Origin of the sequence: Pseudonocardia hierapolitana (genome assembly GCF_007994075.1) — a bacterium.
In the GTDB taxonomy this organism is placed as follows: Bacteria; Actinomycetota; Actinomycetes; order Mycobacteriales; family Pseudonocardiaceae; genus Pseudonocardia; species Pseudonocardia hierapolitana.
The window spans coordinates 493,500-512,891 of sequence record NZ_VIWU01000001.1; the positions used below are offsets into that span (position 1 = coordinate 493,500).

At 74.5% G+C, this 19,392-nt stretch carries 17 protein-coding genes; 4 read left to right on the forward strand and 13 right to left on the reverse strand.

Annotation, left to right across the window (positions count from 1 at the left end):
• Nucleotides 1-9: 9 nt before the first annotated feature.
• Nucleotides 10-828, reverse strand: coding sequence for a helix-turn-helix transcriptional regulator (locus tag FHX44_RS02405; RefSeq protein WP_147253948.1), 819 nt, complete (start codon nucleotides 826-828; stop codon nucleotides 10-12).
• 103 nt (nucleotides 829-931) lie between these two features.
• On the opposite strand from FHX44_RS02405, the gene FHX44_RS02410 reads away from it, so the two are divergent.
• Nucleotides 932-1,684 (forward strand): SDR family oxidoreductase, encoded by a 753-nt coding sequence (locus tag FHX44_RS02410; RefSeq protein ID WP_147253949.1) that lies wholly within the window; start codon nucleotides 932-934, stop codon nucleotides 1,682-1,684.
• Here the strand turns inward: FHX44_RS02410 and FHX44_RS02415 are convergent.
• The 7 genes from FHX44_RS02415 to FHX44_RS02445 form a co-directional block, all read right to left on the reverse strand.
• Entirely contained in the window at nucleotides 1,641-2,252 is a 612-nt protein-coding gene (locus FHX44_RS02415; protein WP_147253950.1) for an AAA family ATPase, read from the reverse strand. The two genes, FHX44_RS02410 and FHX44_RS02415, sit on opposite strands and share 44 nt — an antisense overlap.
• Before the next feature lie 104 nt (nucleotides 2,253-2,356).
• Complete coding sequence (locus tag FHX44_RS02420; RefSeq protein WP_246170170.1) at nucleotides 2,357-4,708, reverse strand: [protein-PII] uridylyltransferase; 2,352 nt, start codon at nucleotides 4,706-4,708, stop codon at nucleotides 2,357-2,359.
• Nucleotides 4,709-4,808: 100 nt separating this feature from the next.
• Nucleotides 4,809-5,147, reverse strand: coding sequence for a P-II family nitrogen regulator (locus tag FHX44_RS02425; RefSeq protein WP_147253951.1), 339 nt, complete (start codon nucleotides 5,145-5,147; stop codon nucleotides 4,809-4,811).
• A 3-nt stretch (nucleotides 5,148-5,150) separates the two neighbouring features.
• On the reverse strand, nucleotides 5,151-6,533 hold the full coding sequence (locus FHX44_RS02430; protein ID WP_147253952.1) for an ammonium transporter: 1,383 nt from the start codon (nucleotides 6,531-6,533) through the stop codon (nucleotides 5,151-5,153).
• 141 nt (nucleotides 6,534-6,674) lie between these two features.
• Nucleotides 6,675-8,063: a signal recognition particle-docking protein FtsY gene (gene ftsY / locus FHX44_RS02435; protein ID WP_147253953.1), complete on the reverse strand. Its 1,389-nt coding sequence runs from the start codon at nucleotides 8,061-8,063 to the stop codon at nucleotides 6,675-6,677.
• A 70-nt stretch (nucleotides 8,064-8,133) separates the two neighbouring features.
• A complete protein-coding gene (smc, locus tag FHX44_RS02440) occupies nucleotides 8,134-11,718 on the reverse strand; it encodes a chromosome segregation protein SMC (RefSeq protein ID WP_147253954.1) in 3,585 nt (1,194 codons plus the stop codon).
• Nucleotides 11,719-11,762: 44 nt separating this feature from the next.
• The gene (locus FHX44_RS02445; protein ID WP_147253955.1) at nucleotides 11,763-12,053 is read right to left on the reverse strand and encodes an acylphosphatase; all 291 of its coding nucleotides are present in this window, start codon (nucleotides 12,051-12,053) and stop codon (nucleotides 11,763-11,765) included.
• A gap of 54 nt (nucleotides 12,054-12,107) precedes the next feature.
• Here FHX44_RS02445 and FHX44_RS02450 point away from each other — a divergent pair, with 54 nt between their 5' ends.
• On the forward strand, nucleotides 12,108-12,758 hold the full coding sequence (locus FHX44_RS02450; RefSeq protein ID WP_147253956.1) for a CAP domain-containing protein: 651 nt from the start codon (nucleotides 12,108-12,110) through the stop codon (nucleotides 12,756-12,758).
• Nucleotides 12,759-12,824: 66 nt separating this feature from the next.
• Here the strand turns inward: FHX44_RS02450 and FHX44_RS02455 are convergent, their stop codons facing one another.
• Genes FHX44_RS02455 through FHX44_RS02465 form a run of 3 tightly spaced genes read right to left on the reverse strand, consistent with a single transcriptional unit; the run spans nucleotide 12,825 to nucleotide 15,791 of the window.
• Complete coding sequence (locus FHX44_RS02455) at nucleotides 12,825-14,012, reverse strand: HAAS signaling domain-containing protein (RefSeq protein ID WP_147253957.1); 1,188 nt, start codon at nucleotides 14,010-14,012, stop codon at nucleotides 12,825-12,827.
• Nucleotides 14,009-14,329 carry a PadR family transcriptional regulator gene (locus FHX44_RS02460; RefSeq protein ID WP_147253958.1) on the reverse strand — a complete coding sequence of 107 codons (321 nt, stop codon included), beginning with the start codon at nucleotides 14,327-14,329 and terminating at the stop codon, nucleotides 14,009-14,011. The genes FHX44_RS02455 and FHX44_RS02460 overlap by 4 nt, the downstream gene beginning before the upstream one ends.
• A 58-nt stretch (nucleotides 14,330-14,387) precedes the next feature.
• The gene (locus tag FHX44_RS02465) at nucleotides 14,388-15,791 is read right to left on the reverse strand and encodes an MFS transporter (RefSeq protein ID WP_147253959.1); all 1,404 of its coding nucleotides are present in this window, start codon (nucleotides 15,789-15,791) and stop codon (nucleotides 14,388-14,390) included.
• Nucleotides 15,792-15,844: 53 nt separating this feature from the next.
• Between FHX44_RS02465 and corA the strand changes: the two genes are divergently transcribed.
• The gene (gene corA / locus FHX44_RS02470) at nucleotides 15,845-16,879 is read left to right on the forward strand and encodes a magnesium/cobalt transporter CorA (RefSeq protein ID WP_147253960.1); all 1,035 of its coding nucleotides are present in this window, start codon (nucleotides 15,845-15,847) and stop codon (nucleotides 16,877-16,879) included.
• A gap of 6 nt (nucleotides 16,880-16,885) precedes the next feature.
• Here corA and FHX44_RS02475 read toward each other — a convergent pair whose 3' ends face one another.
• A complete protein-coding gene (locus FHX44_RS02475; RefSeq protein ID WP_170308741.1) occupies nucleotides 16,886-17,536 on the reverse strand; it encodes a methyltransferase in 651 nt (216 codons plus the stop codon).
• Between the two features lie 135 nt (nucleotides 17,537-17,671).
• Nucleotides 17,672-18,001 carry a methyltransferase family protein gene (locus tag FHX44_RS02480; RefSeq protein ID WP_147253962.1) on the reverse strand — a complete coding sequence of 110 codons (330 nt, stop codon included), beginning with the start codon at nucleotides 17,999-18,001 and terminating at the stop codon, nucleotides 17,672-17,674.
• 213 nt (nucleotides 18,002-18,214) lie between these two features.
• Between FHX44_RS02480 and FHX44_RS02485 the strand changes: the two genes are divergently transcribed.
• Complete coding sequence (locus FHX44_RS02485; protein WP_147253963.1) at nucleotides 18,215-19,381, forward strand: ROK family protein; 1,167 nt, start codon at nucleotides 18,215-18,217, stop codon at nucleotides 19,379-19,381.
• The last annotated feature ends 11 nt before the right edge of the window (nucleotides 19,382-19,392 follow it).

The following is a 19,392-nucleotide window of genomic DNA, read 5'->3' on the forward strand; positions in this document are numbered from 1 at the left end:
TCTACAACCCTACTGGCGTGCCGCGAGCTCCTGCAGGGCCGCCAGCGCCTGCGCCGACGGCGACCCCGGCTCGGCGAAGTAGGCGATCATCAGCTGGCCCGGGGCACTCGCCACGGCGAAGGTCTCCCAACGCACCGTCACCTCGCCGACCGCGGGCGACAGCATGCGCTTGGAGCCCGCGGCCTTCCCACGCACGTCGTGGCGCGCCCACAGCCTGCGGAACTCCCCGCTCTTCACCGAGAGCTCGCCGACCAGCGTGACCAGCCGTGGATCGTCCGGAGCGTCCGCGGCCGACGACCGCAGCGCGGCGACCGTCTCCGCCGCCACGTCGGGCCAGTCCGGGTACAGGTCACGGGAGGCGGGGTCGAGGAACACGTGCCGCACGATGTTGCCGTCGCCGGGGGCGCCGCCGCAGAGCAGCTCGGCCATCCGGTTGTGGGCCAGCACGTCCATGCACCGGCCCATGACGAACGCCGGCACGCCGGGCATCGCGTCGAGCAGCCGGACGATCTCCGGTGCCGCCCGTTCCGGGTCCCGCCGCGAGCGCCGCGGGGGTCGCGGCGCGGGTGTGGCGAGCGAGGCCAGGTAGGCGGTCGACTCGTCGTCGAGGTCGAGCACGCGGGCCAGCGCCTCCACGACCTGCGCCGACGGGTGCCGGTCCCGCCCGCGTTCCAGACGCAGGTAGTACTCGGCGCTGATGCCGGCGAGCATCGCGACCTCCTCCCGCCGCAGACCCGGCACCCGCCTGCGGCCGACGGGCAGGCCGTGGTCCTCGGGGCGCGTGAGCTCGCGGCGGGCGCGGAGGAACTCGCCCAGGAGGTTCGGCATGCGTCCCACGGTAGGCGGCTCCGCGCAGCGAGGGGTGGCCCCGCGACTACCCCTCTTCACACGGCCTCCCCGGGCCCGCGTCCCGGCTCGCAGGCTCGATGCCATGACACAGACCAGCTTCGACCTCACCGGACGCATCGCCGTCGTCACCGGAGCCAGCAGCGGGATCGGCGCCGCGACCGCGCGGGCGCTGGCCGCGGGCGGTGCCAAGGTCGCGGTGCTCGCGCGCCGCACCGACCGGATCGAGGCGCTCGCGAAGGAGATCGACGGCATCGCCGTCCCCGCCGACGTCACCGACCCGGCGAGCCTCGCCCGCGCCGCAACCACGATCCGCGCCGAACTCGGCCGGCCCGACCTGGTCGTCGCCAACGCCGGCGTGATGAACGGTGCCCCGTTCGCCACCGCAGAGCCCGCCGAGTGGTCGGCGATGGTGGACACGAACGTCACCGGGTTGCTGCACACCGGCAAGGCCTTCGTCGACGACCTCCTCGCGGCCGCCGCCGAGGGCAGGCCCGCCGACCTCGTGCACGTCGGCTCGATCGCGAGCCACGAGGTCTTCCCCGGCTACGCCGTCTACAGCGCGACGAAGGCGGGCGTGGCGGCGCTGACGCGCGGGCTGCGGCTCGAGCTCGGCCCGCGCGGGGTGCGCGTGCGCGCCGTCGAGCCGGGGATCACCGAGAGCGAGCTCGGCGAGACGATGCTCGACGCCGAGGGCCGCGCGACCCTCGAGGACATCCGGCAGCAGGTCGGACCGATCCCGGCGAGCGACGTCGCGGAGGCGATCGCGTGGTCGGCCGCAGCGCCGGCCCGGCTCAACGTCGCGCAGCTGATCGTGCTGCCGACGGCACAGGGCTAGCCGCCTCGGGCGCGGGGCCGGTGTCGAGGCGCAGGCCCCCGCGCGCGGCCGCCCGGTCGAGCACGGTGACGCTGCGCCACCCGGGCGGAGGGTTGCCGACCAGCTCGGCCGCGGTGTGCTCGGCGTGCCGGGCGTGGGCGCAGAACGAGGCCTCCGGCACGACCCGGCCGCGCTCGTACTGGGCGCGCCGGGCCTCGGCCGCGTCGGCCTGCAGCCACAACAGGTGCGCCTCCCGCCCCGTGGCGGCGGCGAGGCGGGCCATCGCGGCGCGGGTGCTCGGCTGCGTGGCGGGCAGGTGCACGACGACCGTGGGGGTGGCCGAGAGGGCCGCCCCGACCACGGCCGTGCGGTGCATCAGGTGCACGACCGGTCGTTGCACGGCGTACGGCACCCCACGTGCGATCGGTCGCAGCGCCGCGCGGTACGCCTCGGAGTCGAGCACGGTGAGCCCCTCGGCAGCCGGCAGGCTCGCCAGCAGGGTGGACTTGCCCGCCCCCGGCATCCCGGCCACCAGCAGCAGCGTGCGTCCCGGCAGGGCGAGCCGCACCGGCGGTGTCGCGGTGGTCACGCATTGACCAACGTACGGTTCGGGCGGTTCGTTCCGTTCACCCACCGGGTGGTCCCGTGACCACGATCATGTTTGCCATTCCCCTGCCTCGGGAACGCGCGCGATCAGCCGGCGGCGGTGAGCACCGCCTTCTCGATCCGCCGGCGCTCCGCGCGCCCGAGCGTGCCCTCGCCGCCGGCGCCGGCCAGGCCGAACGCGTCGACGACGGAGGCGCCCAGCGTCGACGCCCTCGCCCAGCGCACGTCGGCCCCGCACTCCTCCAGCGCGGCCGCGACCCGGTACAGCAGCCCGATCCGGTCGGTGCCGCGCAGCTCGAGGACGACCGCGCCGGTGGCCTCGTCGTCGAACCAGAGGACCCGGGCCGGAGCGGGCGGATCCGCGGCGGGGCCGCGCGGGGCGTAGTCGCGCTCCTTGCGGGCCAGCGCCTCGGGCAGCTGCAGGCCGCCGTCGAGCACGCGGGTGAGGTCCGAGCGCAGCAGGGCGGGGTCGGGAAGGCCGCCGAACCGCGGCGAGACGGTGAACGTGAACACCGCGACGCCGCCGAGCGTGGCGAGCTCCGCGGCGTGGACCTCCAGCGAGTGCAGGGCGAGCACCCCCGCTGCGGCGGCGAGCGAACCGATGCGGTGCGGCACGGCGACGACGACGCCCGCGGGGTCGCCCTCGTCGAGACGCACCTGCGCACGCCCGTCGGCCTCGACGGTGCCGGCCAGCTCGGCCGCGGCCGCGGTCGGGGGCGTGGGGCCGGGCAGGGCCTTCCCGGCGAGCACCGCCCGGCAGCGGTTGGCGAGGTCGTGGATGAGCGCCCGCTTCCACGGGCTCCACACGCCGGGGCCGGTGGCCAGCGCGTCGGCCTCGGCGAGCGCTTCGAGGAGCTCCAGCAGCAGGCCGTCCCCGTCGAGGGTGTCGACGACGCGGGTGACGGTGGCCGGGTCCTCCAGGTCGCGGCGGGTGGCGGTGTGTGGCAGCAGCAGGTGGTGGCGCACCATCCGGCCGAGCACGGCGACGTCCGCCTCCGGGAAACCCAGGCGCCGCCCCACCTGCACGGCGAGCGACTCCCCCACCTCGGAGTGGTCGCCCCCGCGGCCCTTGCCGATGTCGTGCAGCAGTGCGCCGACCAGCAGCAGGTCCGGTCGTGCGACGCGCGTGGTGAGCCTCGCCGCCTGCGCGCACGCCTCGACGAGGTGCCGGTCGACGGTCCACACGTGCGCCCGGTCCCGGGGCGGCAGGTCGCGCACCGCGCCCCACTCGGGGAAGAGCCGCCCCCAGAGCCCGGTGCGGTCCAGCGACTCCACGACGTCGACCAGCGGGCGGCCGGTGCCCAGCAGCGACAGCAGCTCGCCCAGCGCCGGCCGCGGCCACGGCGCCCGCAGCTCCGGGGCGGTGTCGGCGAGCCGGTGCAGTGTGCCGGCCGCGATCGGGAGGCCGGTGCGGGCGGCCGTGGCGGCCACCCGGAGCACGAGGGCGGGGTCGCGGGCCGCCGATGCGTCGCGGGCCAGCGCCACCTCGCCGATGTGTTCGACCACGCCGGAGTCCAGCGGGCGGCGGACGGGCGGGCGGCGCAGCGCGGCGAGCCCGCGCCTGGGCAGCGCGTTGCGGGCCGAGCGCAGCCCGACCTCGGCCGCGAACGCCACCGACCGGGCCGCCCCGGACAGTGCGCGCGCCAGCTCGAACCGATCGGAGATCTCCAGCGCGGCCGCCACCTCGTCGGCATCCTGGGCGTGCAGGACGTCCCGGGCCCGGCCCGCGAGCCGGTGCAGCTCGGTGCGGACGTCGAGCAGGAGCATCCGCGCCGCCTGCACGTCGGCCGCAGGCCGGTCGACGAGCTGGGCCGCGGCGAGCGCGTCGATCAGCTGGATGTCGCGCAGGCCGCCGTGGCCGTGCTTGAGGTCGGGCTCCACCCGGTGCGCCACGTCGCCGACCTTGCGCCAGCGCTCGTGGGCGGTGTCGGCGAGCTCGTCGAAGCGTCCGCGGATCCCGGCCCGCCACGACTGGCGCACCGCGGCGCGGACCTTCTCCGAGAGCGCCGGATCGCCCGCGATGTGCCGGGCCTCGAGCAGCCCGAGCGCGGCGCGCAGGTCGGTGGCGGCCACCTGCACGGCCTGACCGGGGGTCCGGACGGAATGGTCCAGCCCGATCCCGGCGTCCCACAGCGGGTACCACAGGTCCCGCGCCAGCCGCTCGATGTCCTTGCGGCCGTCGTGCAGCAGGACCAGGTCGAGGTCCGACCACGGCGCGAGCTCCCGGCGGCCCAGCGCCCCCACCGCGACGAGCGCGGCACGGTCGGTGAGCCCGATCGCGGCCGCCCGCGAGGAGAGCCAGAAATCGTGCAGGTCGACCAGCGCCGTGCGCAGCGCCTCCGGGCCGAGCCTGCGCTTGCCGGTGCCCTGTTCCAGCAGCACGGCCTTCGCTCGGGCCAGGTCCTCCGCGTCCCCCGACGCCACGGCCACGGCACCCACTACCGGTATCTCCTCTTGCCACTGGGGTTGCCCAGAACGGCAGCATGGTGGCCTCGCCCCGGTGGAGCCGGAGCGAAGCCACCATGCTGTGGAACGGACGTCAGATGGCGTCGGCCCCGCGCTCGCCCGTGCGGACCCGGACCACGGTCTCCACCGGGGTGACCCACACCTTGCCGTCACCGATCTTGCCGGTGCGCGCCGCCTCGACGACGGCGTCGACCACCTTGTCGGCGGTGGTGTCGTCCGCGACGACCTCCACCCGCACCTTGGGCACGAAGTCCACGGAGTACTCCGCACCCCGGTAGACCTCGGTGTGGCCCTTCTGCCGGCCGTAGCCCTGCACCTCGCTGACCGTCATGCCGAGCACACCGATCTGCTCCAGCGCACCCTTGACGTCCTCGAGGACGAACGGCTTCACGATCGCCGTGACCAGCTTCATGGGTCAGCTCTCCTTGCCTGCGGTCGCAGGGACCTGCTCCGCGGGTGCGGGGGCGCTCGCCGCGGGCCGCGACGAGCCGATGCCGGCGAGGCTACGGTGGCTGGAGAAGTCGTAACCGGTCTCCGCGTGCTCGACCTCGTCGATGCCGGTGGCCTCCGCCTCGGCCGTGAGCCGGCCACCGCCGGTGACCGCCTTGACGATGTATCCGAGCACGAGCGAGATGACGAACGAGTAGACCAGCACCGCGATCGCACCCACGGCCTGGCGCCACAGCTGGTCGAAGCCGCCACCGTAGAAGAGACCGTCGACGGCCGCCGGCGCGCTCGAGGTGGCGAAGAAGCCCACGAGGAGCGTGCCGACGAGACCACCGACCAGGTGGACGCCGACCACGTCGAGCGAGTCGTCGTAGCCGAACCGGAACTTCAGGCCGACCGCGAGGGCGCAGAGGACGCCTGCGATCACACCGACCGCGATCGCGCCGAGCGGCGAGACCGCCGAACACGACGGGGTGATCGCGACCAGACCGGCGACGACACCGGAGGCGGCGCCGAGGCTGGTCGGCTTGCCGTCCCGGATGCGCTCGACGAGCAGCCAGGCGAGCATGGCGGCCGAGGTGGCGACGAGGGTGTTGACGAAGGTGATGCCTGCGATCCCGTTCGAGGCCACCGCGGAGCCCGCGTTGAACCCGAACCACCCGAACCACAGCAGGCCCGCGCCCAGCATGACCAACGTGAGGTTGTGCGGGCGCATCGGCTCCTTCGGCCAACCGCTGCGCTTGCCGAGCACGATGACGAGCGCGAGGGCCGCCGCACCGGCGTTGATGTGCACCGCCGTGCCGCCCGCGAAGTCGATGGCCTTGAGCTGGTTGGCGATCCAGCCGCCCGTCTCCGCGGTGACCCCGTCGAAGGAGAACACCCAGTGCGCGACGGGAAAGTAGACGACCGTGGCCCAGAGCCCGGCGAACAGCAGCCACGCGCCGAACTTCATGCGGTCGGCGACGGCGCCGGAGATCAGCGCCACGGTGATGATCGCGAACATCGCCTGGAACGCCACGAAGACCGTGGCGGGGATGGTGCCGACGAGCGGGATGTCGACGGGCGGACCGCCGTCGGTGGCGAGATAGGTGCCGCCGAACGTGCCCTGCAGGCCCGCGAACTCGCCCGGGTTCCCGAGCAGGCCGCCGCCCACGTCGTTGCCGAACGCCACGGAGTATCCGTAGAGCACCCACAACACGCCGATGAGCCCCATGGCCGAGAAGCTCATCATGATCATGTTGAGGACGCTCTTGCTACGGACCATTCCGCCGTAGAAGAACGCCAGGCCAGGTGTCATCAGCAGCACCAGCGCTGAGCTGGCGAGCATCCAAGCGGTATCGCCGGTGTCCACTACAACTCCCTCCCGTCTCGGCCGCCGATGCCGGCGGCAAGCTGGGAGGAACTATCTGTTCGCCGTGTTTCGGACACCCTCCGCCGTTGTTTCCGAACGGTGAACGAGCGGGCGCGCGATGTTACAACCGGGTGACGCGGGTCATTTGTCGAGCAGCGCGTCGACGAACGCCGCCGGGTCGAACGGGGCCAGGTCGTCCGGGCCCTCGCCGAGGCCGACGAGCTTGACCGGCACGCCCAGCTCGCGCTGCACCCGGAACACGATGCCGCCCTTGGCGGTGCCGTCCAGCTTGGTGAGCGCGATGCCGGTGACCTTCACGACGTCGCCGAACACCCGCGCCTGGGTGAGCCCGTTCTGGCCGGTGGTGGCGTCGAGGACCAGCAGCACCTCGTCCACCTCGGCCTGCCGCTCGACCACCCGCTTGACCTTGCCCAGCTCGTCCATCAGGCCGGTCTTGGTGTGCAGCCGGCCCGCCGTGTCCAGCAGGACCGCGTCGGCACCCTCCTCCGCGCCCTGCTTGACCGCGTCGAACGCCACGCTGGCCGGGTCGGCCCCCTCGGGCCCGCGCACGACCGTGGCGCCTGCCCGCTCCCCCCACGTGGTGAGCTGCTCGGCGGCGGCGGCGCGGAAGGTGTCGGCCGCGCCGAGCACGACGTGCCGCCCGCCCGCCACGAGCACGCGGGCCAGCTTGCCGGTGGTGGTGGTCTTGCCGGTGCCGTTGACCCCGACGACCAGCACCACACCCGGGCGCCCGTCGTGCGGGAGGGCGCGCACGGCGCGGTCCAGGTCGGTGCCCAGCGCGTCCGTCAGCACCTCGCGCAGCAGCTGCCGGGCCTGGTCCGGGGTGCGCACGGCCCGGCGGGCGAGTTCGGTGCGCAGGGTGTCGACCAGCTCGAGGGTCATCTCCGGGCCGAGGTCGGCCTGCAGCAGCGTCGCCTCGACGTCCTCCCACGACTCCTCGTCCAGCTCACCGGCACCGAGCAGGCCGAGCAGACCCTGGCCGAAGCCGGAGCGCGAGCGGGCGAGCCGGCCGCGCAGGCGTTCCAGCCGCCCCTCGGCGGGGGCGATGTCGGCGGGCGCGGCGGGAGGCGCCGTGGGAGGCGCCGTGGGAGGCGCCGTGGGAGGCGCGGCCGGGGCGGCTCCGTTCATGGACGGAGCAGGCGCGGCCGGGGCCTCGGCCGCCGGTTCCGCCGTCTCGGGCGGCGCAGCGGTGTCCGGCGCAGGGGCGGCGGGCGGCACGAACGGGGTGCCGTCGGTCGTCGGCGCCGGGACGGGCGGGGGCTCGACGGGGGCGGGCGGCGTCTCCGGTTCCGCCGGTGCGGTCTCCGTGCCGCTGGAGAAGGCGATCCCGCTCCCGGCCTGGTAGGTGCCACCACGCCGGGGCGGTGCGGTGTCGGTCCCGCGCTCGACCTGTTCCTGCTCGCGCAGGCTGATCTGGCGCCTGCGGCGCAGCACCAGGCCGAGCGCGACGGCGATGATCAGGACCGCCACCACGACGGCGACGACGATCCAGAGGGTCTGCGTGGTCACGGCTCCACCCTGTCACGCCCGGCGAGGCCCGCCGCGCCGAGCACCCCATCGGCTTCCGACGAGCGACGCGTCAGCTGGCGGCGCGGAGACGCTGGCTGATCACCGTGGTGATGCCGTCGCCGCGCATGCTCACGCCGTAGAGCGCGTCGGCGACCTCCATCGTCGGCTTCTGGTGGGTGATGACGATGAGCTGGCTGGTCTCACGCAGCTCCTCCATGAGCGAGATGAGCCGGCGGAGGTTGACGTCGTCGAGGGCGGCCTCGATCTCGTCGAGCACGTAGAACGGCGACGGGCGGGCGCGGAAGATCGCCACGAGCAGCGCCATGGCGGTGAGCGAGCGCTCGCCACCGGACAGCAGGGACAGCCGTTTCACCTTCTTGCCGGGCGGGCGGGCCTCGACCTCGATACCGGTGGTGAGCATGTCGTCGGGGTCGGTGAGCACGAGCCTGCCGTCGCCGCCCGGGAACAGGGTGCGGAAGACGATCTCGAACTCCCGCGCGACGTCGGCGTACGCGGACGCGAAGACCTCGAGGATCTTGTCGTCCACCTCCCGGACGACCGTGAGCAGGTCACGGCGGGTGTTCTTGAGGTCCTCCAGCTGGGTGGAGAGGAACCGGTAGCGCTCCTCCAGCGCGGCGAACTCCTCCAGCGCGAGCGGGTTGACCTTGCCGAGGAGGGCGAGGTCCTTCTCCGCCCGCTGGGCCCGGCGCTCCTGGCTGCCGCGGTCGTAGGGCATGGCCGGGGGCTCGACGACGTCCTCACCGCGTTCCTTCGCCGCCTCGTACTCGGCCAGCTCGGCGGCCGAGGGCGGCACCGGCACGTCCGGGCCGTACTCGGCCACGAGGTCGTCGACGGCGAGGCCGTGCTCGCCGAGCACCTTCTCGGTGAGCTGTTCGAGGCGCAGCCGGTTCTGGGCGCGCAGCACCTCGTCGCGGTGCACGGCGTCGGTGAGCTTGTCCATGAGCACCGAGAGCCGTCCGGTGGTGGCACGCGCCTCGCCGAGCGCGCGCTCGCGGGCGTCGCGGGCCGCTGCGGCGGCGTCGCGCTCGGCGGCGGCCGCAGCGAGCGACTCGGCGATCCGCGCGCTCGCGATCTCCCCCGCCCCGACCACGGCCCGCGCGATCCGGGCACCGCGCTCGCGCGCCTCGCGTGCGGCCGCCGCCCGCGCCCTGGCCTGGCGTTCCGAGGACGCCTGGCGGCGCAGCGACTCGGCGCGACCGGCGATGGCGCGCGCCCGCTCCTCCGCGGTGCGCAGCTCGAGCCGGGCCTCCACCTCCTCGGCGCGAGCGGCCGCCACCGACTCGGCGGCGGCGTCGCGGATCTCCGTGTCGGGCTCGTCGTCCACCGGCTCGTCCTCGGCCCTGGCGAGCTGCTGCTCGGCGGCCTCGAGCGCGAGCAGCGCGTCGGAGCGGCGGGTCTCCACGGCGTCGCGGCGATCCCGCAGCCGCTGCGCCTCGGCGGTGGCGGAGCGGACGACCTGCTCCAGCCGCCCCAGCTGCGCGGAAGCGGCGGAGCGGCGCGCCGCCGCCGCCTGCTGCACCTGCTTGGCCGCCTCGACGTCGGCGAGCCGGGCGGCCTCCTCCGCGCGAGCACCCTCCAGGGCGGGGCGCAGCCGGGCCAGCTCCTCCTCGACGCCCTCGCGGCGCTCCATGGCCTCGTTGACCGCCGCCTGCACGTCGAGCGCGCTCGACGCGGCGCCCGACCCGCCGGAGGCGCGGGCGGCCCCGAGCACGTCGCCGTCGCGGGTGACGGCGGTGAGCTCCGGATGCTCGGCGACGACGGCCCGGGCGGCGGCGAGGTCGTCGACGACGAGGACGCCGTGGAGGAGGCGGGCAACGGCGCCGGCGATCGAGGCCTCGGCGGTGACGAACTCGAGGGCCCACCGCCCGCCCGGGAGGTCAGGAAAGCCACTTTCCGGGCCTGCAAAGCCCTGAATGTGGCTTTCCTGAACTTCCGGGGCCACCACCAGGCTCGCTCGGCCCGCGTCGCGGGACCTCAGGAGTTGGAGAGCCGTCACCGCTGCGTCGGGCGATTCCACGGCCAGGGCGTCGGCCAGCTCGCCGAGGGCCGCGGCCACCGCTGCGCGGGCCTCCGGCTCCACCGCGAGCAGGCCGGAGAGGGGACCGAGCACGCCGTCGGTCCCCACGAGCTCGCCGGAGCCGTCGCGGCGGGCGAGGCTCACCGACAGGGCGTCGACCCGCGCCCGCCAGTGCGCCCGTTGCTGCTCCAGCTCGCGCTCGCGGGCCACCAGCTCGGCCACCCGGGCGCGGGCGGTCTGGTGGGCATCGGCGGCCGCGACGCTGCGCTCCTCCAGGCCGGTGTCGCCGTCGTCGAGGGCACCGAGCTCGTCGCGGGCCTGCTCCAGCTCGGCCTCGGCCGCCGCGGTGCGCTCCTGGGCCTCGGCGAGGGCCTCGGAGAGCCGCTCGATCTCGTCGGCGGTGGCGGCGGCCCCGCTGCGCAGCGCCTCGGCGCGACCGGCGAGGGTGGCGATGCCCGCCTTGCGGTCGGCGAGCGCCCGGACGGCCGCCATGTGGGCGCGCTCGGCGGCGGCGAGGGTCTTCTCGTGCTCGGCGCGCTCCTCGAGGACCTCCGACAGCCTGCGCCTGGCCTCGGCGACGGCCGCCACCAGCTCGGCCTCCTCCTCCGCGATGGCGTCGGCCTCGGCGTCGAGCTCGTCCGGGTCGCGCCCGGGGGTGCGCTCCTGCGGGTCGGCGAGGTGGCGCGTGCGCTCCTGCGCCAGCCGGACGGTGCCGGCGAGCCGTTCGGCGAGCGCCGAGAGCCGGTACCACGTGTCCTGGGCGGCGGCCAGCCGCGGGGCGTCCTGCGCGAGGGCGGCCTCGAGCCGCTCCTGCTCGACGCGCGCCACCGACAGCTGTTCCTCCACCTCGGCGCGCCGGGCGCGGGCGCTCGCCTCGTCGGCCTCCTCACGGGCGAGCTGCGTGCGCACCGTGACGATGTCGTCCGCGGCCAGCCGCAGCCGCGCGTCGCGCAGCTCGGACTGCACCGACTGGGCCCGGCGCGCGATCTCCGCCTGCCGGCCCAGCGGCTTGAGCTGGCGGCGCAGCTCCGCGGTGAGGTCGGTGAGCCGGGTGAGGTTGGCCTGCATCGCGTCGAGCTTGCGGAGGGCCTTCTCCTTGCGCTTGCGGTGCTTGAGGACGCCCGCCGCCTCCTCGATGTACGCGCGGCGGTCCTCCGGCTTGCTCTGCAGCACCGAGTCGAGCTGCCCCTGCCCCACGATGACGTGCATCTCCCGGCCGATGCCGGAGTCGGAGAGCAGCTCCTGGATGTCGAGGAGGCGGCAGGAGTTGCCGTTGATCTCGTACTCGCCCGCGCCGTCGCGGAACATGCGGCGGGTGATCGACACCTCGGAGTAGTCGATCGGGAGGGCTCCGTCGGAGTTGTCGATCGTGAGCGTGACCTCGGCGCGGCCCAGCGGCGCCCGCCCCGAGGTGCCGGCGAAGATGACGTCCTCCATCTTCCCGCCGCGCAGCGCCTTGGCGCCCTGCTCCCCGAGCACCCAGCTGATCGCGTCGACGACGTTGGACTTGCCCGACCCGTTCGGCCCGACGACGCACGTGATGCCCGGCTCCAGCCGCAGCGTCGTGGCCGAGGCGAAGGACTTGAAGCCCTTCAGCGTCAGGCTCTTGAGGTGCACGGGCGGAGATCTCCAAAGGCAGGGACAGTCGATCGAGGCTACCGCTAGCGCTCCTCGAACCCCCGCAGGCCGCCGCGCGCCGCGCTCCACTGTTCGACGACATGATCGACACGCCCCGGAGTCGAACCGCTACGCAATGCGGCCAGAAGTAACTCACACGGGTGATGTTCACCCTCGGCGACGACGACAACACGCCCGTCCGGAAGATTGCGCGCGCTGCCGACGAGGCCGAGCTCGAGGGCACGTGATCGGGTCCACCAGCGGAAACCGACGCCGTGCACGTGGCCGTGCACCCATGCCGTGAGCCGCACCGCCTGATCGCTGCGGGTGATCACGAGCTGCTAGCTTACCCGTTCGTGCCCCCCAACCGGTCTAATGCCGGTGCGCAGATGCTCGCACTCGCGACCGGCGTCGTGCTGGTCGCCGGGGTCGCTGTCGCGGCCTTCCCCGACGAGGTCGTGCCCACCGAGCTGCGCATGGATGCGATCGCGGCGGCGACCGACGCCGACGTGGTCGCCAGGGCCGCGCAGGTGGACGACCGGCCGCCACCCACGGAGATCTCCACCGTGCACGCCTTCGCGTCGGTGCCCGGTGCCACCTCGGGTGGCCCGGCGGAGGCTCCCGAACCGAAGCCCGCGGAGCCGCCGCCCCCGCCACGGCGGGAACCCGTCGCCGTCTCCGGCGCGGTGGGCGAGGTCATCGCCCTGACGAACCAGCGCAGGCGCGACGCGGGCTGCGGGGATCTCGCCCCCGACGCCCGCCTCACCCGTGCCGCGCAGGCACACGCCTCGGACATGAACGAGAAGGGCTACTTCGACCACGTCAGCCGGGACGGGCGCCGCTTCGAGCATCGCGTCCGCGCCGCGGGCTACCCCCGGCCGGGGGCGGAGAACATCGCCAAGGGCCAGACCAGCGCGAGCCAGGTGGTGCGGGAGTGGATGGCGTCGCCGTCGCACCGCTCGGCGATGCTCACGTGCGCCTTCACCACGATCGGCGTGGCGCGGTCGGGCAACTACTGGGTGCAGGAGTTCGGCAAGTAGCAGCGCCGCGAGCGGTGGGAAGGGGTCCGTGCCGGCGCCCCCGACGTGCCGGCACGGACCCCGGGCTCAGCGGGTTGGCGTGGTGACGGGCGGCGTGGTCGGCGGAGCCGGCGGCGCGGGTGGCGCCGATCCGACCGGCGGCCCCGGAACGGCCTGCGGGGTCGGCGGCACCGACGCCCCGCCCGGAGCGGGCGTCGTGGGCACCGCGACCACCAGCGGCGCGGGCGGGGTGTGCCGGCAGCGCCCGGTCCGGGGATCGAAGTCCCAGGTCCCCCGCGGGTATGCCGCACTGCTGCCCGGATCGGTCCCGTCGGAGCGGCCGCACTTCGCGCCCCCCGAGGTGTCGATCGGCATCCCGTCCTGGTCGAACAGGTACACGCCGCTGAGGGGGTTGCCGCCGGCGTCCACCGGGCGGATGTCGCGGATCTCCCGCTCCGAGTCCTGCCACAGGCCCGGCAGCGACGCGGGGGAGCTCGTGGCCGAGCCGCTGTCGTAGCCGCCCGGCAGACCCGCGGTGAGCAGCCACAGCACCACCACCGCGGCCAGCGCGTTCAGGGGCACCACACCCCACAGCCAGCGCCGGTCCCGCCGGGTCAGGTGGCCCACCCAGACCGACACGGGAACCGCGACGAGCGCGAGGAGCAGCGCGGCGGGCGCGCCGCCGCCGAAGACGGCCACGACGAGCGCGGCGGCCGCGATCGCCCGCGCGATCCACCAGGCAGGCTGGAGGCTCGCCACGAAGTCGGCGGCCCGGCGCGCCGCCGTGCCGGGCGCGGGGCGCGCCGTGACGAGCCGCCGCACCTCCGGCAGTGCGGCCACGCTCGGCACCCGCGGGCCGTCCCGGATCACGAGCGGCAGGCCGAGCACACCGACCAGCATCCCGACGAACATGACGAGCGGCTCGCCCGCCCCGGCCCCGAGCACGAACAGCAGCGCACCCGCCACGGGCGCCGCGACCGCGAGCCGGGCGCGGGTGTGACGGGGGTGCGCGGATCCACCGGGCTCCGCGGGCGGGTACCCGGCCGCCGCGCGCAGCTCGGCGGCGTAGGCGCTCGGCGGGCCGAGCCGCGCGGTCAGCGCGGCGACGTCGACGTCGCCGCCGAGCTCGGTGGTGAGGTCGGCGAGGTGGGCACGGACGTCGTCGAGGATCTCCCCGACCTCCGGCGCCGGGAGATCGGCCAGTGCGGCCCGGACACCGCCCAGGTACTCCTCGGCCGCCGGGCTCGCCAGGCGCACCGTTCCGTCGTCGGTCATGCCGCAGCCACCAGCCCCTCCATCGTCTCGGCGAACGCCCGCCACGTCTTCGCCATCTCGCGCAGGCGGTCGCGCCCCGGCGCGTTCAGGCTGTAGTACTTGCGATGCGGGCCCTCCTCGCTGGGCACCACGTACGAGGTGAGCAGCCCGGCGTTGTAGAGCCGCCGGAGCGTGCCGTACACGGAGGCGTCGCCCACCTCGTGCAGACCGGCGGCGCGCAGGCCGCGGACCACCTCGTAGCCGTAACCGTCGCCGCGGTCGAGCACCGCCAGCACGGCGAGGTCGAGCACACCCTTGAGCAACTGGCTCGCGTCCATGCCTGCCCCCTTCTGTGCGATGCACGGTACTACGCATCGCGCAGTAGCGTGAAGCGGGTCAGGCCTTGAGTCGGCCGACGACGATGACCAGCGCGGCGAGCGTCGCAACCGCCAGCAGCACCGACGCCCAGGCGAGCGCCGGCCCGTACGCGGCCACGTCGGGCGGGTCCGGCGGGAGCAATGCGAGGAAGACGCCACCGACCCCGGTCACGCCCAGCACGTTGCCCACCTGGGTGGTGGTGAGCAACAGCCCTGACGACGCACCGGCAGCGGAGTCCGGGGCGACCGCCAGGACCAGCGCAATCACCGGGTTCACCGCCAGCCCCTGGCCGATCCCTGCCATCAGCAGGGCAACGGCGAGGAACGCCGTCTGCCGCTCGACCGGCGCGGCGACGGCGACGAGCACGACGACGCCCAGCGCGCAGGCGACCACCGCGGCACCCGCGGCCGGGACGGCAGCACCCCATCGGGACAGCCGTGGGGCAGCGGCGGATGCCAGCGCGAACCCGATGCCCAGCGGCGCGAACGCGAGCCCCGCCTCCAGCGGCGACCGGCCGAGCCCGTCCTGCACGTAGTGGGTCAGGACGAAGACCAACGGCGCCCCGGCCCCGGCCGCGTACAGCAGGAGCACGACGACGATCCCCGCCGAGAACCGGCGCTCGGCGAACAGGTGCCGCGGGAGAACGGGCGCGCGGTGCCGTCGCTCGTGCAGGAGGAACGCGGCGAGCAGGACCGGCGCTGCGGCGAGGGACGCGACGGCCCACGACGGCCAGCCGTTCTCCCGGCCCTGGCTCACCGGCACGAGGACCGCCAGTAGCGCGGCCGCGCCGAGGAGGGCACCGAGCAGGTCCAGGTGGCGGACGCCCTCCGCACGCGACTCCTGCACGGTCAGGGCCGCGCAGGCCACGACGAGCGCCCCGAGCGGCAGGTTCACCAGGAACGCCGATCGCCACCCCATGCCCGCGACGTCCGCGGCGACGAGGAGGCCGCCGACCGCCGGGCCACAGACGACGCCGAGACCGATCGTGGCGCCGTACCAGCCGACCGCGCGGTCGCGCTCCCCTCCGCCGTAGCCGGTCCGGATGATCGACAGCACCTGCGGCAGCACCGCGGCCGCGGCGAGCCCCTGCATGAGCCGGGCGGCGACGAGGACCCCGGCCGCGGGCGCGGTCCCGGCGAGCGCCGAGGCCGCGGCGTACGCACTCATGCCGGAGAGGAACAGGCGGCGCCGCCCGTAGCGGTCGCCCAGCCGCCCGCCGAGGACGAGTCCGGTCCCGTAGACCGCGCCGTAGCCTGCGACGATCCACTGCGCCTGGGCCGCGGTCGCCCCGAGATCGGACCGGATCGCCGGCAGCGCGACCGTGACGGCGAACGGGTCGAGCACGCCCATGAACGAGCCCAGCAGCAGCGCGGGTAACGCGAGCCGGCGACGGCGGGGACCCGCGCTCCCGTCGATCGCCATGCCCCTGCTTTCCCGCTCCGACCAATGCCGTCACCTGCGGCTACGCTCGCCGCATGTCCGTGGTCGACAACGCCATCTACATCGACGGCAAGCGCGCCGCGGCACCGAGCTCCCTGGACCGGACGTTCGCGGAGCTGCGGCAATGTCCCGACCAGGGACGCAGCTTCTGCTGGATCGGCCTGCTGCGCCCGACACCGGAGGAGATCCAGGCGGTCGCGGAGGAGTTCTCGCTGCACGGCCTCGCCGTCGAGGACACGATCAGCGCGCACCAGCGACCCAAGGTCGAGCGCTACGGCGATGTGCTGTTCGTGGTGCTGCGCCCGGCGCGCTACGTCGACCACGTCGAGGTCGTGGAGATCGGCGAGGTGCACCTGTTCCTCGGGCCCGACTTCGTCATCACGGTCCGGCACGCGGAGAAGCCCGACCTCGCGCAGGTGCGCCAGCGGCTGGAGCGCGAGCCCGACCTCCTGGACAACGGCCCGTACTCGGTGCTCTACGCCGTGCTCGACAAGATCGTCGACGACTACGCGCCCGTGCTCGACGGCCTGCAGGACGACATCGACGAGATCGAGGTGCAGGTCTTCGGCGGCGATCCGGGCGTGTCCAAGCGGATCTACCAGCTCTCCCGCGAGGTCATCGAGTTCCAGCGGGCCGTGGAGCCGCTGTCGGACATGTTCGACGAGCTGCGGGACCGGCTGAAGGAGAAGGCGGGCGAGGCCGACCTCGAGCTGCGGCGTGCGCTGCGCGACGTCGCCGACCACGCCACCCGCGTGCTGGAGCGCATCGAGGCGTTCCGGCAGCTGCTCGCCAACATCCTCCAGGTCAACGCCGCGCTCGTCGGGCAGCGGCAGAACGAGGAGATGGCCCGCATGACCCAGGCGGGCTACGAGCAGAACGAGCAGGTCAAGCGCATCTCCTCGTGGGCGGCGATCCTCTTCGCCCCCACGCTCATCGCCTCGGTCTACGGCATGAACTTCACGCACATGCCCGAGCTCGACTGGCCGCTGGGCTACCCGTTCGCGGTGGTACTGATGTTCCTGCTCGGCCTGGCCCTCTACCTCGTCTTCAAACGCCGCGGCTGGCTGTAGCGCCGGTCATCGGCTCCGGGCCGGCGCCGCCTCGATCACGATGTTCGACGTGGCACGGGTGGCAGCGGTGAGCTCCAGGCCGGCTGCGGCGAGGAGCGTCCGCCACTCGTCCTCGGTGCGCTCCTGCCCTCCGGCCGAGACGAGCATCATCAGATCGAGGAACTTCACCGATGGATCCTCGTTCGGCGGACCCACGACGGCCTCGACGAGGAGCACCCGGGCGTCCGGGGTCATCGCCGCCCGCACGCTGCGCAGGATGCCCAGCGCATCCTCGTCCGCCCAGTCGTGCAGGACGCGGGCGAGGACGTAGGCGTCGGCTCCCGACGGCACCGCCGCGAAGAAGTCGCCCGGTTCCACGCGCACCCGGTCGGCGACGCCTGCGGCACGGAGCACCGAGTCGGCGCCGGCGACGACGTGCGGCTGGTCGAACAGGATCCCGCGCGCCGACGGATGGGCGGCGAGCACCGCCACGAGCACCGCGCCGGTGCCCCCACCGATGTCGGCCACCACGCCGTAGCGGCCGAAGTCGTGCGCGGCGAGGACGGCAGCGCTGTCCACGCGGGAGAACGTGCGCATCGCCGCGTCGAAGACCTCGCCGTGCTCGGGGTGCCTGCGCCGGTACTCCCAGACGTCGCAGCCCAGGAGGGTCCTGAGCAACTCCGGCCGTAGCGAGCGGCGTCCAGGTGGTGCCATCGCAAGGCGGACGATCGCGCCGATACCGCTGTTGTATCGGTGCGATCGTCCAACGCGGCGAGGGCGCCGCCTGGGCGACGCGCAGTAGGTCGGAGTTGCTCAGGGCGCTCCTAGGGCGTGCGCGGCGGCATTCCCGCCCGTGCGTACGCTGTACGCGAGCTCCCCCCACGCCCGCCACTCGTAGTCGGCGCCGAACATGCGCGTGGCGGGGTCGACCGAGACGGGGTGGTCGCGGCACAGGTACTGGCCCGTCGGGTTCAGCGCGAACCGCCGCCCGGCGCCCTCGGAGAAGATGCCGATCGACGCCAACGCCCGCAGGAGCCGGTACAGCGCCGGTGCGTGCGTGCCCGTCGCCACGGCCAGCTCGTCGGAGGTGCGCGGGCCCTCCCGCAGCAGGTCGGCGATCCCGAGGTCGGCCGCGACGGTCACCGCCCGCGAACGCTGCTAGCCGCGCACGACGGCGAGCAACTCCTGCAACTCGTGCGGCGACGCGTCCATGGTCCCTCCCGATCCGGTCACGGGAAGGCGCTCGCTGCGGGAGGCGCGAGCGTCACCCCGTGCCGCCGCCCTCTTGCCCCATTTATGAAACCTGCCTAGCGTAATGCCCCGATCGGGTCGGAACCTCGAGACAGGGGCAGCGCATTGGCCTCCGATTCCTCCGCGGAGCGGCACACCAACACCGTCAGCGTGCTGACGGCTCTGCGCGTGGACGAGGGCAGCAGGCTCGCCGAGCTCGCGCAGCGCACCGGCCTGTCCCGCCCCACCGTCGACTCGATCCTCACCGAGCTCGGCAGGCTCGGGTGGGTCGAGCAGCGCGATCCCCAGGACCCGCCGGACGGGGGCCGCCAGGCAGGCAGGCCCGCCCGCACCTACCGGCTCAACCCGGACGCAGGCTTCGTCGTGGGCGTGGACGTCGGGGTCAACCTGCTCACCGCGATGGTCGCCGACATCACCGGCACCACCCGGCACACCGTCACCCGCCCCATCAGCCGGTCGACGCCCGGCGCCGAGCGCCGCACGGCCGTGCAGTCGCTCGTGGCCGACGCCGTGGCCGAGCTCGGCGTCGAGCCGCGCGAGACGCTCGCACTGAGCCTCGGGGTGCCCGGCATCGTGGACCCGTCCGGCCGGATCACGCTCAGCACCGTCATCCCGGACTGGACCGGCTTCCACGTCGAGAAGCACTTCGGGCGCTGGGCGGGGGTGCCGGTCACCGTCGCCAACGACGCCAACATGGCCACGCTCGCCGAGCACTGGATCGGGGCCGCACGGCTGGTCGACGACGTCGTCTACGTCCTCGCGGGCCGCCGCACCAGCGCCGGCATCATCGTCGACGGCAGACTGCACACCGGTCGGCACGGCGCGGCGGGCGAGATCGGCAGCATCCCCGACCTCTACTTCAGCACCGAGGAGCTGCTCGCCACGCCGGGCAGCGACCCGGACTCCCCCGACGCGATCGGCTCGGTCTTCCGCGCCGCACAGGCCGGTGACGAGCACGCGGCCGCGCTCGTGGAGGAGTTCTACCGGCGGCTCGCGCGGGTCGTCGAGTTCCTGGTCAAGTCGTTCGACCCGGACATGGTCGTGCTCGGCGGCGGCGTCTCGCGCTCCGGGCGCCCCCTGGTCGAGGGCGTCGAGCGCCATCTCGACCGGCCCGTGTTCAACACGATGCCGATCGTGCTGTCGCAGCTCGGGCCCGAGGCCGTCGCCCTGGGCGCCGTGCGATCCGCGCTCCAGCTCGCCGTCCGGCACAGCCCGCTGCTCGCGGCGCTGGTCACGCCGCCGCTCGGTGTTCCCACCCGCCCCATCCCGTGAGGAGTCCTGCA